Origin of the sequence: Streptomyces sp. CA-288835 (assembly GCF_050936385.1) — a bacterium.
GTDB lineage: Bacteria > Actinomycetota > Actinomycetes > Streptomycetales > Streptomycetaceae > Streptomyces.
The window spans coordinates 6,277,416-6,292,777 of record NZ_JBNJMW010000001.1 but is presented as its reverse complement, the minus strand read 5'-3'; the positions used below and the strand labels follow the sequence as shown (position 1 = coordinate 6,292,777).

Annotated in this window: 12 protein-coding genes and 1 rRNA gene; 2 read left to right on the top strand and 11 right to left on the bottom strand. The window is 68.7% G+C overall.

The window, feature by feature from the left end; genetic code table 11:
- Positions 1-94 precede the first annotated feature (94 nt).
- A 16S ribosomal RNA gene (locus tag ACQEVY_RS28755) occupies positions 95-1,622 on the bottom strand.
- 580 nt (positions 1,623-2,202) lie between these two features.
- Positions 2,203-3,210: a stage II sporulation protein M gene (locus ACQEVY_RS28750; protein ID WP_432952275.1), complete on the bottom strand. Its 1,008-nt coding sequence runs from the start codon at positions 3,208-3,210 to the stop codon at positions 2,203-2,205.
- A 117-nt stretch (positions 3,211-3,327) separates the two neighbouring features.
- Here ACQEVY_RS28750 and ACQEVY_RS28745 point away from each other — a divergent pair, with 117 nt between their 5' ends.
- Complete coding sequence (locus tag ACQEVY_RS28745) at positions 3,328-4,317, top strand: RDD family protein (protein ID WP_432952274.1); 990 nt, start codon at positions 3,328-3,330, stop codon at positions 4,315-4,317.
- 20 nt (positions 4,318-4,337) lie between these two features.
- Here the strand turns inward: ACQEVY_RS28745 and ACQEVY_RS28740 are convergent, their stop codons facing one another.
- From ACQEVY_RS28740 to ACQEVY_RS28700, 9 genes are all read right to left on the bottom strand, one after another.
- On the bottom strand, positions 4,338-4,952 hold the full coding sequence (locus ACQEVY_RS28740; RefSeq protein ID WP_432952273.1) for a hypothetical protein: 615 nt from the start codon (positions 4,950-4,952) through the stop codon (positions 4,338-4,340).
- 98 nt (positions 4,953-5,050) lie between these two features.
- Positions 5,051-6,508 (bottom strand): adenosylhomocysteinase, encoded by a 1,458-nt coding sequence (gene ahcY / locus ACQEVY_RS28735; protein ID WP_432952272.1) that lies wholly within the window; start codon positions 6,506-6,508, stop codon positions 5,051-5,053.
- 409 nt (positions 6,509-6,917) lie between these two features.
- A complete protein-coding gene (locus ACQEVY_RS28730) occupies positions 6,918-7,895 on the bottom strand; it encodes a cation diffusion facilitator family transporter (protein WP_432952270.1) in 978 nt (325 codons plus the stop codon).
- A gap of 141 nt (positions 7,896-8,036) precedes the next feature.
- Entirely contained in the window at positions 8,037-9,188 is a 1,152-nt protein-coding gene (gene manA / locus ACQEVY_RS28725; RefSeq protein ID WP_432952269.1) for a mannose-6-phosphate isomerase, class I, read from the bottom strand.
- A 69-nt stretch (positions 9,189-9,257) separates the two neighbouring features.
- Positions 9,258-10,385 carry an SIS domain-containing protein gene (locus ACQEVY_RS28720; RefSeq protein ID WP_432952268.1) on the bottom strand — a complete coding sequence of 376 codons (1,128 nt, stop codon included), beginning with the start codon at positions 10,383-10,385 and terminating at the stop codon, positions 9,258-9,260.
- 39 nt (positions 10,386-10,424) lie between these two features.
- Positions 10,425-10,595, bottom strand: a complete 171-nt coding sequence (locus ACQEVY_RS28715) for a Trm112 family protein (RefSeq protein ID WP_328771134.1) — start codon at positions 10,593-10,595, stop codon at positions 10,425-10,427.
- Between the two features lie 252 nt (positions 10,596-10,847).
- Entirely contained in the window at positions 10,848-12,212 is a 1,365-nt protein-coding gene (locus tag ACQEVY_RS28710; RefSeq protein WP_432952267.1) for a phosphomannomutase/phosphoglucomutase, read from the bottom strand.
- A gap of 91 nt (positions 12,213-12,303) precedes the next feature.
- A complete protein-coding gene (locus tag ACQEVY_RS28705) occupies positions 12,304-13,920 on the bottom strand; it encodes an L-lactate permease (RefSeq protein WP_432952266.1) in 1,617 nt (538 codons plus the stop codon).
- A 167-nt stretch (positions 13,921-14,087) separates the two neighbouring features.
- Positions 14,088-14,459, bottom strand: a complete 372-nt coding sequence (locus ACQEVY_RS28700) for a DUF3499 domain-containing protein (protein ID WP_420907480.1) — start codon at positions 14,457-14,459, stop codon at positions 14,088-14,090.
- Positions 14,460-14,843: 384 nt separating this feature from the next.
- Here ACQEVY_RS28700 and ACQEVY_RS28695 point away from each other — a divergent pair, with 384 nt between their 5' ends.
- Positions 14,844-15,305 (top strand): metallopeptidase family protein, encoded by a 462-nt coding sequence (locus tag ACQEVY_RS28695; protein WP_432955446.1) that lies wholly within the window; start codon positions 14,844-14,846, stop codon positions 15,303-15,305.
- Positions 15,306-15,362: the final 57 nt, after the last annotated feature.

Here is a 15,362-nt window from a genome sequence, read left to right as displayed (position 1 = left end):
CGTTCCACCCATGAGCTGACCACCGCAGAACATGCGCCTGCGTTGTGGCCCTGGACGCCGACTCCAGTGGAGTGGGCGCCTAGATGCTCCTTAGAAAGGAGGTGATCCAGCCGCACCTTCCGGTACGGCTACCTTGTTACGACTTCGTCCCAATCGCCAGTCCCACCTTCGACCGCTCCCTCCAGACAAGCTGGTTGGGCCACGGGCTTCGGGTGTTACCGACTTTCGTGACGTGACGGGCGGTGTGTACAAGGCCCGGGAACGTATTCACCGCAGCACTGCTGATCTGCGATTACTAGCAACTCCGACTTCATGGGGTCGAGTTGCAGACCCCAATCCGAACTGAGACCGGCTTTTTGAGATTCGCTCCACCTTGCGGTATCGCAGCTCATTGTACCGGCCATTGTAGCACGTGTGCAGCCCAAGACATAAGGGGCATGATGACTTGACGTCGTCCCCACCTTCCTCCGAGTTGACCCCGGCGGTCTCCCGTGAGTCCCCAACCCTCCGAAGAGGTTGCTGGCAACACGGGACAAGGGTTGCGCTCGTTGCGGGACTTAACCCAACATCTCACGACACGAGCTGACGACAGCCATGCACCACCTGTACACCGACCACAAGGGGGCGCCTGTCTCCAGACGTTTCCGGTGTATGTCAAGCCTTGGTAAGGTTCTTCGCGTTGCGTCGAATTAAGCCACATGCTCCGCTGCTTGTGCGGGCCCCCGTCAATTCCTTTGAGTTTTAGCCTTGCGGCCGTACTCCCCAGGCGGGGCACTTAATGCGTTAGCTGCGGCACGGACAACGTGGAATGTTGCCCACACCTAGTGCCCACCGTTTACGGCGTGGACTACCAGGGTATCTAATCCTGTTCGCTCCCCACGCTTTCGCTCCTCAGCGTCAGTATCGGCCCAGAGATCCGCCTTCGCCACCGGTGTTCCTCCTGATATCTGCGCATTTCACCGCTACACCAGGAATTCCGATCTCCCCTACCGAACTCTAGCCTGCCCGTATCGACTGCAGACCCGGGGTTAAGCCCCGGGCTTTCACAACCGACGCGACAAGCCGCCTACGAGCTCTTTACGCCCAATAATTCCGGACAACGCTTGCGCCCTACGTATTACCGCGGCTGCTGGCACGTAGTTAGCCGGCGCTTCTTCTGCAGGTACCGTCACTTTCGCTTCTTCCCTGCTGAAAGGGGTTTACAACCCGAAGGCCGTCATCCCCCACGCGGCGTCGCTGCATCAGGCTTGCGCCCATTGTGCAATATTCCCCACTGCTGCCTCCCGTAGGAGTCTGGGCCGTGTCTCAGTCCCAGTGTGGCCGGTCGCCCTCTCAGGCCGGCTACCCGTCGTCGCCTTGGTGAGCCATTACCTCACCAACAAGCTGATAGGCCGCGGGCTCATCCTTCACCGCCGGAGCTTTTAACCTCCACTCAGGAGAGTGGAAGTGTTATCCGGTATTAGACCCCGTTTCCAGGGCTTGTCCCAGAGTGAAGGGCAGATTGCCCACGTGTTACTCACCCGTTCGCCACTAATCCCCACCGAAGTGGTTCATCGTTCGACTTGCATGTGTTAAGCACGCCGCCAGCGTTCGTCCTGAGCCAGGATCAAACTCTCCGTGAATGTATTCCCGTAATCGGGATGACACCACGAGAGCGGAACCCCCCGCGGAATAAACGGGAAGGGTTCACAGCGTCCTCGCTGTGTTTTCTTCAAAGGAACCTCGTTCCCGACCGAATGGCCGGAGACGGGGTATCAACATATCTGGCGTTGATTTTTGGCACGCTGTTGAGTTCTCAAGGAACGGACGCTTCCTTTGTACTCACCCTCGCAGGCTTTCCTCCGGGCTTCCCTTCGGTGTTTCCAACCTTACCAGAACCCATTTCCGTTCCGTTTCCGGCTCGGAATTCGTTTCGGTGGCCAGTTGGAGGGCCTTGCCTATTCGGTTGCCTTGCGGCTCCCTTTCGGCTGGTCCGACTTTATCAGAAGTTTTCGACCGGCCTGACCGGCCACTCGTTCCTGAATAATCGGGAGGGCTTCGTCGGGAGTGGATCCCAAGAAGCGAGTAGATAGACGCTCACTGTTGCTATCGAAGCTGTCCAGCTCCGCGCAACTGTGTAAATCTACCTCCCCACAGGTCCCGTGTCAACGGCTCCGGCGGGGCGAGATACGAGGCTAACACCTCGGCCGGAGTGCCTGCACATCAGGCTGCGGTCGGTACGGAGGCACTGCGCTCCGTCTCCTCGACGTCGCCCGTGGCGCCGGCGCGTGCCGCGCGACCGCCCAGGATGTACACGTACGCGAGGAAGGCCAGTTCGGCGAGGATGCCGATGGTGATGCGGGCCCAGGTCGGGAGACCGGAGGGGGTGACGAAGCCTTCGATGGCGCCGGAGATGAAGAGGACCAGGGCGAGGCCTATCGCCATGCCCAGGGCGGCACGGCCCTCTTCGGCGAGGGCCGCACGTCGGGAGCGGGGGCCCGGGTCGATCAGAGTCCAGCCGAGGCGTAGACCCGTACCAGCGGCTACGAAGACGGCGGTCAGCTCCAGGAGGCCGTGTGGGAGGACGAGGCCCAGGAAGGTGTCGAGGCGGCCCGCCGACGACATCAGGCCTATGCCCACGCCCAGGTTGAGCATGTTCTGGAAGAGGATCCAGATGACCGGCAGGCACAAGAAGGCGCCGAGAACGAGGCACATGGCTGCGGCTTGGGCGTTGTTCGTCCATACCTGGGCGGCGAAGGAAGCCGCGGGGTGGCTCGAGTAGTACGTCTCGTACTGGCCGCCGGGGCGGGTGAGCTCCCGTAGCTCGCTGGGGGCCGCGATCGAGGACTGGACCTCGGGGTGGGTGCCGATCCACCACCCCAGGATGGCCGCGACCGCGGTGGAGAGGAGTGCTGTGGGGACCCACCAGTGTCGTGAGCGGTAGACCGCGGCGGGGAAACCGTAGGCAAGGAAGTGGGTTACGTCGCGCCAGGAGGCTCGGCGTGTGCCTGTTACGGCACTACGCGCGCGTGCCACGAGTTGGCTGAGGCGGCCGGTGAGTTGGGGGTCGGGTGCGCTGGACTGGATCAGGGAGAGGTGGGTCGCCGTGCGCTGGTACAGGGCGACGAGTTCGTCGGCCTCCGCGCCTGTGAGGCGACGCTGGCGGCGCAGTAGTGCGTCGAGCCGGTCCCACTCGGCGCGGTGGGCGGACACGAAGACGTCGAGGTCCATCGGGTTGGCTGCTCCTCGGCTGTTCGTCGTGTGGTCAGCTTGTCGCACTGCGGCGCGATGTGCCCTCAGCTTGGCAGACTGGCTGTTCTCAGGGCAGTTCGGGGAAGGACGGCGGGCGTGAGTGAGCTTGTGACGGGCGAGGCGGTGGCACTGGAGCTGCGCCCCGCGAAGCTGCCGAGCCGGGCGTTGGCCGTACTGATCGACCTGGTGGCGGCGATGGCCGCGTATATCGCTGTGACGGTGGCACTTGTGGTCTCCACCGCTGGTCTCGATGAGGCGGCGCAGACGGCGGTGTCCATCGCGGCGTTCCTGCTCGTGCTGGTGGGCGGGCCGATCGCGGTGGAGACGCTCAGTCATGGGCGTTCGCTCGGGAAGCTGGCGTGCGGGCTGCGGGTGGTGCGGGACGACGGCGGGCCGATCCGGTTCCGGCATGCGCTGGTGCGTGGGGCGGTCGGTGTGGTCGAGATCCTCATGACGCTCGGGATCGTGGCGTGCATCGCGTCGCTCGTGTCGGCTCGGGGGCGGCGGCTCGGGGATGTGTTCGCGGGGACCCTGGTCGTGCGGGAGCGGATACCTGCCGGGCGTACGCCTTTCGTTCCTCCGCCGCCACCTTGGCTGGCGGGGCGGTTTTCCGGGCTTGATCTGTCCGCGGTTCCGGATGGGCTGTGGCTGGCGGTCCGGCAGTATCTGACGCGGATGCAGCAGTTGGATCCGCAGGTCGGCTGGGCGATGGCGGAGCGGCTCGCGGCGGACGTCGCGGAGCGCACCGGAGCTCCGGCGCCGCAGGGGGTGCCGCCAGCGGCGTATCTGGCGGCCGTGATGCAGGAGCGGCAGGCACGGGAGGCCCGGCGGGCGTTCGGCGGCAGTGAGCCTGTCGGGGGCGGGGCTGGGTCGGCCGACCAAGCCGCCACCCAGATGCCGCCCGCCGCCTCTGCCGCCTATCCGGCGGTGCAGCCGCCGCACTCCGCCTATCCATCGAGCCCGAGCCCGGCGGTTCACCCCTCGGGCTCTGAGTCGACGCCGTCGGCTGGGCAAGGGGCGCCCGCCGCAGCTCCGCGGGATGCCGGGAGTGAGCGCCCCGCCACCGGGTTCGTACCGCCTGCGTGACCTGGACGCCCTGCGGGCGGTCAGGTGAACGACGACGGCGGTGAGTCGAGATCCTCAAGTTCGATGCCGGGTGCGGAGAGCACTACGTCACCGGAGAGGTGGACGGTGTGCTGCTCGCCCGTGTCCAGGGCTGTGACCTGGTATTCGTCCACGGTCAGGGGGTCGTTGTCAGTGGCGTGTGCTTCTCTTTTGATCAGGGCCCAGGACTGGTCGACGGTGCGCGGGGCCAAGACCGGGTCGGTGAAGGCGACGAGGCGTACGCGAGTGGCGGAGGAATCGGGGGTGAGGCGCAGCAGACGCGCGGTGGCGATGAGGAAGGCGGGGGATGTGCCGGTGAAGGCATGGGCGCGGACATTGCCTTCAGTGGCGTGAGTTCCCGTGGGGTCGGTGCGGACCCAGGTGACGCCGTCGAGGGCGGCGCCTCGGACCTGCCAGCTCGCGGCGTGGAGTTCGAGACGGATGGGGCGGCCGAGGTCGTCGAGGGCGAGGTCGACGGAACCGGCCGGGCCGCCGGAGGGGGTGGTCACTTGGGAGACGTAGCGCCAGCCGGAGGGGCCGGGCGCACAGTGGAAGTGCTCTTCAGCGAGGGGGGTGTGGTCGTGCGGATCGTGGAGCGAATATCGGCCGCGGGGCATGGGGGTTCGGTCCTCATCGGGGACAGGCCCCCGCCATGACGGCGAGGGCCTGCTGACATCCGTGCGCCGAGCGGTGGTACCGCTGCTCGGCAGGGTGCTCAGTAGCGGTAGTGGTCCGGCTTGTACGGGCCCTCGACCTCGACACCGATGTAGGAGGCCTGCTCGGGGCGGAGCGTGGTGAGCTTCACGCCGAGTGCGTCGAGGTGGAGGCGGGCGACCTTCTCGTCGAGGTGCTTGGGCAGCACGTAGACGTCGGTCGGGTACTCCGACTGCTTGGTGAACAGCTCGATCTGGGCCAGGGTCTGGTCCGCGAACGAGTTGGACATCACGAAGGACGGGTGTCCGGTGGCGTTGCCCAGGTTCAGCAGGCGGCCCTCGGAGAGGACGATGAGCACCTTGCCGTCGGGGAACGTCCAGGTGTGGACCTGCGGCTTGACCTCGTCCTTGACGATCCCGGGGATCTTCGCGAGGCCGGCCATGTCGATCTCGTTGTCGAAGTGGCCGATGTTGCCCACGATCGCCTGGTGCTTCATCTTGGCCATGTCCGAGGCCATGATGATGTCCTTGTTGCCGGTCGTGGTGATGAAGATGTCGGCCTTGTCGACGACCTCGTCGAGCGTCGTGACCTGGTAGCCGTCCATCGCCGCCTGCAGGGCGCAGATCGGGTCGATCTCGGTGACGATCACGCGGGCGCCCTGTCCGCGCAGGGACTCCGCGCAGCCCTTGCCCACGTCGCCGTAGCCGAAGACGACCGCGGTCTTACCGCCGATGAGGACGTCGGTGGCGCGGTTGATGCCGTCGATCAGGGAGTGGCGGCAGCCGTACTTGTTGTCGAACTTCGACTTGGTGACGGCGTCGTTGACGTTGATCGCCGGGAACAGGAGGGTGCCCTCACGCTGCATCTCGTACAGGCGGTGGACGCCGGTCGTGGTCTCCTCGGTGACGCCGCGGATCTCCGAGGCCAGCTGCGTCCACTTACGGGAGCCGTCCGAAATGGTGCGGTGCAGGAGCTCGAGGATGACGCGGTGCTCGTCGTTCTCGGCGGTGTCGACGGGCGGGACCTTGCCGTCCTTCTCGTACTCGACGCCCTTGTGGACGAGGAGGGTGGCGTCACCGCCGTCGTCCAGGATCATGTTCGGGCCGCCGGTGGGCGCGTTCGGCCAGGTCAGGGCCTGCTCCGTGCACCACCAGTACTCCTCCAGGGTCTCGCCCTTCCAGGCGAAGACCGGGATGCCCTGGGGGTTGTCGGGCGTGCCGTTCGGACCGACCGCGATGGCGGCGGCGGCGTGGTCCTGCGTGGAGAAGATGTTGCAGGAGGCCCAGCGGACCTCGGCGCCCAGGGCGGCGAGAGTCTCGATGAGTACGGCGGTCTGCACGGTCATGTGCAGGGAGCCGGTGATGCGGGCGCCCGCGAGGGGCTGCGCCTCGGCGTACTCCTTGCGGATCGCCATCAGGCCGGGCATCTCGTGCTCGGCGAGGGTGATCTCCTTGCGGCCGAAGTCGGCAAGGGAGAGGTCGGCGACCTTGAAGTCCTGTCGGTTCTCGACAGTCGTCATGCGAGCTGCTCCTCGGATTGGGTCGAGGTGTGTACGGCTGGTCTGCGCGATGGCGAGCATACGAATGCCCGGCGCCTGTGCGCAGCGCAGTCCGTCGGAGGCCCTCTCTCCCTCGGTCGGCCCGCTGGGGCCGCCCGACCGCCATCAGCAGCGACGTCTGGCTCGATGTACGAATCTACACCGATCGGCGCAGCGGACCCCAGTCGGCCTCCGGCCAGATTGAGACAGGGAGATGGAGGCGGAAGGTTCAATCGGGGCCTGAAATCAGCGGTCGTGCGACATCTGCCAGGACGGCGCTGGGCCCGCCGGACAGTTCGGCGGGCCCAGAGTGCGTGTGTGCGTACGAGAGGGGGCGCCCCCTCTCGTACGGAGAACCCGGTGCTCGTACGGAGAATCCGTGCCCGAGGGGTCAGTGCTCGGCCGGTGCCGTCGGGCCTCCCGGGGCTGCCTCGCGGTCTGGGCCCTTGGCTGCTTCGGCTTCGCTGTAGATGTCGGGCTCGAGGTAGATGACCCGGGCGATCGGGACGGCTTCGCGGATGCGGGACTCGGCGGCGTCGATGGCGGCGGCGATCTCGGTGGCCGTGTCGTCGTGCTGGACGGCGATCTTGGCGGCGACCAGGAGTTCCTCGGGGCCGAGGTGGAGCGTGCGCATGTGGATGATGCGGGTGACCGTGCCGCCTTCGACGATGGCGGCCTCGATCTTCTGGACCTCTTCCACGCCGGCGGCCTCGCCGAGGAGGAGCGACTTTGTCTCTGCGGCGAGGACGATCGCGATGAGGATGAGCAGGATGCCGATGCAGAGGGTGCCGATGCCGTCCCAGACGCCGTCGCCCGTGGCCAGCGCCATGCTGACGCCGCCGAGCGCCAGGATCAGACCGACCAGCGCGCCCAGGTCCTCCAGGAGGACGACGGGCAGCTCGGGTGCCTTGGCGTGGCGTACGAACTCCTTCCAGGACTGCTTGCCCCGCACGGTGTTGGACTCCACGATGGCCGTCCGGAAGGAGAACGTCTCGGCGATGATCGCGAAGACGAGGACGCCCACCGGCCAGTACCAGTGGTCGATCTCGTGCGGGTGTTTGATCTTCTCGTAGCCCTCGTAGATCGCGAACATGCCGCCGACCGAGAAGAGGACGATCGAGACGAGGAAGGCGTAGATGTAGCGCTCGCGGCCGTAGCCGAAGGGGTGTTGCGGGGTCGCCTCGCGCTGGGCCTTCTTGCCGCCGAGCAGCAGCAGGCCCTGGTTGCCGGAGTCGGCGAGCGAGTGCACGGACTCGGCGAGCATCGACGAGGAGCCGCTGAAGATGAACGCCACGAACTTCGCTACCGCGATCGCGAGGTTGGCGAGCAGTGCCGCCACGATCGCTTTGGTGCCGCCTGACGCGCTCATGTGTTCCTGAGATCCCTTCGTCTGCCGTCCGGGGCATTCCGCCTGCCGACCGGCTCTGCCCGCCCTTGCGGTGCGCCATTGTTGCAGTCCGGTCCGACAGTGGAGCATCAGCCCGTCGCACTAGCCGTTACGACGGCTGTCTCAGGCCACAACAGTGGCCCGGAAGACCGTGCCGGTCCCGGACACTTCGGCCTTTTCGCCCGCCGGTACGAAGACGGACTGACCGGGGGTGAGGGCGTGCTCGCCCGCCTGTACGGAGCCCGCGGTGCACAGGAGGATCTGCGGGGTGCGGAGGGTGAGTTCGTGGGTCGCGGTGCTCTGCGGCAGGACGTAACGCGAGAGGCGGAACTCGTCGATCGGCGTCTCGTAGACCTCCTCGCCGTCGGGGGATGCCTCGGGGCGCAGTACGCCGGGATCGCTGGCCTCGAAGCGGACGATCCGCAGGAGTTCGGGGACGTCCACGTGCTTGGGGGTGAGGCCGCAGCGCAGGACGTTGTCGGAGTTGGCCATGATCTCGACGCCGAGGCCGTTCAGGTACGCGTGCGGGACGCCGGCGCCGAGGAACAGGGCCTCGCCGGGCTGGAGTCGGACGTGGTTGAGCAGCATCGCGGCGATGACGCCCGGGTCGCCCGGGTAGTGGTGGGCGATTTCGGCGTACGGGGCGTGCGGGCCGCCGAGGCGTGTGCAGGCCGCGGTGGCTTCGGTGACCGTCGTGGCCATCTGCTCGGGGTCCGCGGACAGGACGGCCGTCAGCACCTCGCGCAGGGCGGCGTCCTCGGGGTGGGCGTGCAGCAGGTCGACGTACGGCTTGAGGGAGTCGATCTCCAGGGCCGCGAGCAGGTCCCCGGCCTCGGCCGGGGCCCGGAATCCGCAAAGGCCGTCGAACTCCGTGAGCGCGCAGATCAGTTCGGGCTTGTGGTTGGCGTCCTTGTAGTTGCGGTGCGGGGCGTCGATCGGGACGCCGCGGCGCTCCTCGTCCTCGTAACCCTCCTTGGCCTGGGCCAGGTTGGGGTGCACCTGGAGAGAGAGGGGGGCGCCGGCGGCGAGGATCTTGAGGAGGAACGGCAGGCGCGGGCCGAACTTGGCGACCGTCTCGGCACCCAGTTCGCGCTCGGGGGCCACCTCGATGAGCTCGGTGAGGGGGCCGCGGGCCGTGCGTGAGGGCGCGCCGGGGTGGGCGCCCATCCACATCTCGGCCTGCGGCTCGCCGGTCGGCTCTACGCCCAGGAGCCGCGGGATGGCGGTGGTGGAGCCCCAGGCGTAGGGACGGATGGTGTTGTCGAGGCGGTCCATGGGGTTCCTTCTGCGCTCTCTGTAGTTCTCGCGGTCACGCGTCCACGGTGATCGGCTGCCGGGCAAGCATCAGGCTCCCGCGGTGAGCGCCAGGTAAACAGCGGCGAAATCCGTGATGGCGATCAGTTCCGCGAGGGTCTCCAGGTCGCTGCCGTCCTCGGGTTCGAGTTCGCTGATCGCGGTGTCGTGACTGAGGGCGAGGTCGCGGGCGGCGGGGGCTGCGGTGCGGCCTCCGGCGGGGCGGTCGCGCAGCAGGACCACGCGCGCGTGGAGGGCCTGCGCCTCCTCTACGCGGTCACGGAAGAAGTCGTCGGGGTCGGCGCCGGCTGCCAGCGCACCCGAGAGCAGCACGCTGTGCGCGGCGAGCGCCTCGGGAAGCTCGGCGGTGAGCGCGGGGCGGCCCGCCAGTTCCGCCATCGCGGCGACGAAGCGGCGTCCCGCGGGGCCGGCGGACTGGCCCTCGGTCCAGATGACCGGGAGCGCCTCGGCGAGCTCGGCGGCGAGCGTCTTGGCGGGATTGCTGTACGTCGCGATGGCCGGGCCGCAGCGTTCGGCGACGTGGTCGAGGCGGTCGGCGACCTTCTGCAGGATGTCGGGCGGGGCGGACAGCATGCCCGTACGGTCGAGCAGCGCGAGCAGCGGGGTGAGCAGCGCCCACAGCGAACCGGGGGCCGAGGCGGCGGCCGGTGCCTGCGGCTCGTAGGGGGCGGTCGCCATCGGTACGGCGAGGCCGTGGGCGCCCGTGATCGCCTCGGTCAGCGGGGCGCTGGGCGGGCAGACGGCGACGACGGTGAGGCCGCGTCGGTAGGCCTGCTCGACGAGGATCGACAGGCCGGGTTCGCTGCCGTCGGGCGTGGTGATCAGGAGCAGGTCCACGGGGCCCGCCCAGCCGGGCAGTTCCCAGAGGAGGGCGCCCGCGGCGGGGGCCACGCCTCCCGGGGTGAGCCGGGTGACGGGGCAGGCGGCGCCGGCGAGGGAGCCGAGCAGATCGGCTACGCCGATGGCGGCCAGGCCGGGGCCCGCGGTCAGGATGGCCCTGGGGCGGCCGTCCGGCTTGAGTTCGGCGATTCCTGCCTCGGTGGCGTGCCGGACGGCGGTGCGTACGCGGGCGCCTGCTTCTGCGGCGCCTCGGAGCAGTTCGCGGCGGTCGGCGCGGGCGAGCGCCTCCGGGTCGTCGAGCAGTGATTCGTCGAGCATGTGGGGCAGCCTCCGGGCGCCGGTCGCTGTTGTTGGGGTCTACGCGGGGCGGCGGGCCTCGTCGACCAGGAGGACCGGGATGCCGTCTCGGACCGGGTAGGCCAGGGCGCAGTCCTGTGCCGTGCAGATCAGCTCGGTGTCCTGCTCCTTGAGGGGGGCGTGGCAGGCCGGGCAGGCGAGGATCTCCAGGAGGCCGGTTTCTAGCGGCATTTGGGGTCCCTTCGGGGGTGGGGTGTGGGCGGATGTGGCCTGGTCAGGGTACCGCCGTGTGGGGTGGGTTTTCTTTCCCCAGGCCCGCCCCTTCCCGAAGCTGCGGCTCTGCCCCAGACCCCGGCCGGGGCGGGTGTACGGCGTCGGCTGCTGGCCGGTGGTGGGTCTGTGCCCACCCTCCCCCACTCTCGGCTTCGCTCGAGCGGGGGGACCCCCATCGCCCTGCGGAACGCCTGCCCACAGACCGGGCGCTCAGCCTCTGATGATCGTCAGTGCCTCGTCTCTTACCTTCGTCATCGTTGCCTCGTCGCGGGCCTCTGCGTTCAGGCGGAGGAGGGGTTCTGTGTTGGAGGGGCGGACGTTGAACCACCAGTCGGCGGCGGAGACCGTCAGGCCGTCGAGTTCGTCGAGGGTGACGCCCTCTCGGCCCTCGTACGCGGTCTTGATCGCGGCGAGGCGGGCCTTCTGGTCGTCGACCGTGGAGTTGATCTCGCCAGAGCCGGTGTAGCGGTCGTACTGGGCGACCAGGCCGGACAGCGGGCCCTCCTGGCCGCCGAGGGCTGCGAGGACGTGGAGGGCGGCGAGCATGCCCGTGTCGGCGTTCCAGAAGTCGGCGAAGTAGTAGTGCGCGGAGTGCTCGCCGCCGAAGATGGCGCCGGTCCTGGCCATCTCGGCCTTGATGAAGGAGTGGCCCACGCGCGTGCGTACGGGCGTGCCGCCGTTCTCCCGGACCACCTCCGGTACCGACCACGACGTGATCAGGTTGTGGATGACGGTGCCCTTGCCGCCGTGCTTGGCCAGCTCGCGGGAGGCGACCAGGGCGGTGATCGCGGACGGCGTGATCGGGTCGCCGCGCTCGTCGACCACGAAGCAGCGGTCGGCGTCGCCGTCGAAGGCGATGCCCAGGTCGGCGTCCTCTTCGCGTACGCGCTTCTGGAGGTCGACGATGTTCGCCGGGTCCAGCGGGTTGGCCTCGTGGTTCGGGAACGTGCCGTCCAGCTCGAAGTACATCGGGACGAGGGTGAGGGGCAGGCCGGCGAACACCGTGGGGACCGTATGGCCGCCCATGCCGTTGCCCGCGTCGACGACGACCTTCAGGGGGCGGATGGAGGTCAGGTCGACGAGAGAGCGGAGGTACGCCGCGTAGTCCTCCAACGTGTCGTGCTGCGTGATCGTGCCCGGCGTGGCCGCCCGCTCCGGGGCGCTGGAGTCCGCCCAGGTCTCGACCAGTTCGCGGATCTCGGCGAGGCCGGTGTCCTGGCCGACCGGGGCGGCGCCCGCCCGGCACATCTTGATGCCGTTGTACTGCGCGGGGTTGTGCGAGGCCGTGAACATCGCGCCCGGCAGGCCCAGCGCCCCCGACGCGTAGTACAGCTGGTCCGTCGAGCACAGCCCGATCTCGGTCACGGCGACGCCGCGCGCCGCCGCCCCGCGCGCGAAGGCCCGCGACAGGCCCGGCGACGAGGGCCGCATATCGTGCCCGACCACGATCGCGCTCGCGGCCGTCACCTGCGCGAAGGCCGCACCGAACAGCTCGGCCAGCGGCGTGTCCCACTGGTCCGGGACCACCCCGCGTACGTCATACGCCTTCACGATCTGCGACAGATCAGCAGCCACGGCCGGCCCTCCTGGAGTCCTCATCGATGCCCCAAACTACCCGCCGGGACTGACACTCGCCCGGTCGGTCTCCGAGAGCTTGCACCGGGGCCTACGGAAGCATCCACTCCAGTACGACGGAGCTCTGCCCGACCACGATCAGGCACATGACCAGCAGCAGCCCGAGGCTCCACGGCAGCACCTTGCGCAGCAGGTCCCCTTCGCGGCCCGCGAGGCCGACGGCCGCGCAGGCGATGGTCAGGTTCTGCGGCGAGATCATCTTCCCCAGGACGCCGCCCGAGCTGTTGGCGGCCGCGAGGAGCTCCGGCGAGAGCCCGGACTCCCGTGCGGCGGTGACCTGCAGGGCTCCGAAGAGTGCGTTGGCCGAGGTGTCCGACCCGGAGACCGCGACACCGAACCACCCCAGAACCGGCGACAGGAAGGCGAGCCCCGCGCCGGCCGCCGCTACGAAGTGGCCGATGGTGGCGGCCTGCCCGGAGAGGTTCATGACGTAGGCGAGCGCCAGGACGGATGTCACGGTGAGGATCGCGAACCGCAGCTCATGGACGGTGGCCACCCATTCCTTGACGGCCACGCGCGCGTGCACACCGAGAACGACCGCCGTGCACACCCCGGCGAGCAGCACGAGCGTGCCGCCGGTCGAGACGATCGGCAACGAGAAGACGTTGCCGCTGACGGGCTCCCCGTCCGGGTTCGCGACGTTCAGGAAGGGCCAGTCGAAGGTGCGGGTCGCCTTCGCCAGGAAGTCCTTCACCGCCGGGATCTGGGCCACGGAGAAGATCGCGACGATCAGGGCGTACGGGGCGTAGGCCCGCACCACCTCGGGACGCGGGTCCTCCTCATCCAGGTCCTCACTGCGTACGCCGGTCAGGACAGCCACACGTACGGGCTCGGCGGCGGGCCTGCGCGCCTGGGGGATCGCCACCAGGGCGCCCGCTCCCGCCAGGGCGGCGCCGATGTCGGCGAGTTGGGCGGAGACATAGTTGGAGGCGGCGAACTGGGCCACGGCGAAGGCGACTCCGCACGCCATGGCGGGCACCCAGGTCTCGCGAAGCCCGCGCCGCCCGTCCACCAGACCGACGAGCACAAGCGGCACCACAAGGGCCAGCAGCGGCGTCTGACGGCCCACCACGGAGGCCACCGAGTCCAGGGGCAGTCCGGTGACCTGGGCGAGCGTCACGACCGGCGTGCCCATCGCGCCGAAGGCGACGGGCGCGGTGTTGGCGACCAGCGCGACCACGGCCGCGCGGACGGGTTCAAAACCGAGCGCGACCAGCATCACGGAGCAGATCGCGACGGGTGCGCCGAAGCCCGCGAGGGCCTCCAGGAGCGCGCCGAAGCAGAACGCGACGACGAGGGCCTGGATCCGCGGGTCGTCGGAGAGCCGCCCGAAGGAGCGGCGCAGGATGTCGAAGTGCCGGGTGCGGACGGTCATCCGGTACACCCACAGGGCGTTGACGACGATCCACAGGATGGGGAAGAGGCCGAAGACGGCGCCCTGGGCGGCGCTGGAGAGCGTCTGACCGAAGGGCATGCCGTACGCGAGCGCGGCGACCAGGGCCGCCGCCGCGAGGCCGATCAGTCCGGCCAGGTGGGCCTTCATGCGGACGCCGCCGAGCAGGACCAGGACGAGGACGAGGGGCAGAGCCGCGACTAACGCGGACAGGCCGAGGGAATCGGCCACGGGCTCCAGTTCTTGGACGTACACAGAACCTCCCCGGATTCCGCGATGCGGAAATTGATTTCTCACGGGTGAGGGAATGGTCGTGTCCGCGACAAGCGCTCGTCAATGCCTGTGCAGCATGCACCTACAGCATGGAGTGAAATGCGCACGCGTCAGTGCACCGAGTGAACTTCCCATCAGGGAAAGAGTGTTCAGGAGTCCGGCGAGCGCAGCACCCGCAGGTGGCCGCGGCGTGCGACCTCCATCGGGTCCGCGCCACGCGCTCCGCCGGCCTGCGCCGCACGCTCCTGGGGCCTGGCCGCCTCGCGCACCGCGTTGGCGAGCGCCTCAAGATCGTCACCGCTGGGGCGGGAGGGAGCAGAGCCATCGGCGAGCCGGACGACCTCCCAGCCGCGCGGGGCGGTGAGGCGCTCGGAGTGCTCGGCGCACAGGTCGTAGCAGTGGGGTTCGGCGTAGGTGGCGAGCGGGCCGAGGACTGCGGTCGAGTCGGCGTAGACGTACGTCAGCGTCGCGACGGCGGGGCGGCCGCAAGCGGTGCGCGAACAGCGACGTACAGGGCTCACGACGTTGGACGGTACCGCACTCTTGAGCGGGCCGCGACGGATCTTCTCCAGGTCACCCCACCGTGTCGTCCTGTGACAACGGCCACACGAAAATCCTCACGAGTCCGGCTGACCTGCGCGTACGTTCCTTGCCGAAATACCGGACAGCCCGCACCCGATCACTACTTGGTGCAAACCATGTCAATTGCCGTGAGTTCGACGGTTCGTAGAGATACGGAAACGAGCCCAAGCTTGGCTGGAATGGTCATCAAGCGACATGTCCGGCGACGGCCGCGTGCGGGCGGCGGGACCGGTTCATGGAGGTCGGGCAGCCTCGCGGGGGCGGTCGCGGAGCCGCGTGGAGGCCGGGCACCGCGGGCGTACGGGGACTACGCTTCGTCAGTGATGGACAACCCCGTACCCCCCGTATCGCCCCGCGCCGCCGACCCCAGGCCCCGCCGCCGTGACCGCCACGGCAGGGGTATGCGCGGACCCGTCGCGCCGCCCCAGGTGCCGCTCGCCGCGAGCCGGGCCGAGGTGTTCGCGGATCTGGTGCAGGACTCCGTGGAGCGGCTGGAGCGGCGCTGGCCGCAGCTCGCCGACATCGACTTCGTGATCCTGGAGGTGCCGCGCCTCGAACTGGGGCGGGGCGGGAGCTGGGGTGACGAGGCGGTACCCCTGGGCGGCACGATCGCGGCGCACGACGGCCGGCCCGGACGCGTCGTCGTCTACCGCCGTCCGGTCGAGATCCGCACCAAGGGACGCGACGAGCGCGCCGCCCTGGTCCACGAGGTCGTGGTGGAGCAGGTAGCAGAGCTTCTGGGGCTGACTCCGGAGACGGTGGATCCCCGGTACGGCGAGGACTGACATTCAGCGGACTGGCATCAACCAGAGGACTGGCATCGACAGGGGCAGCGCGTACGA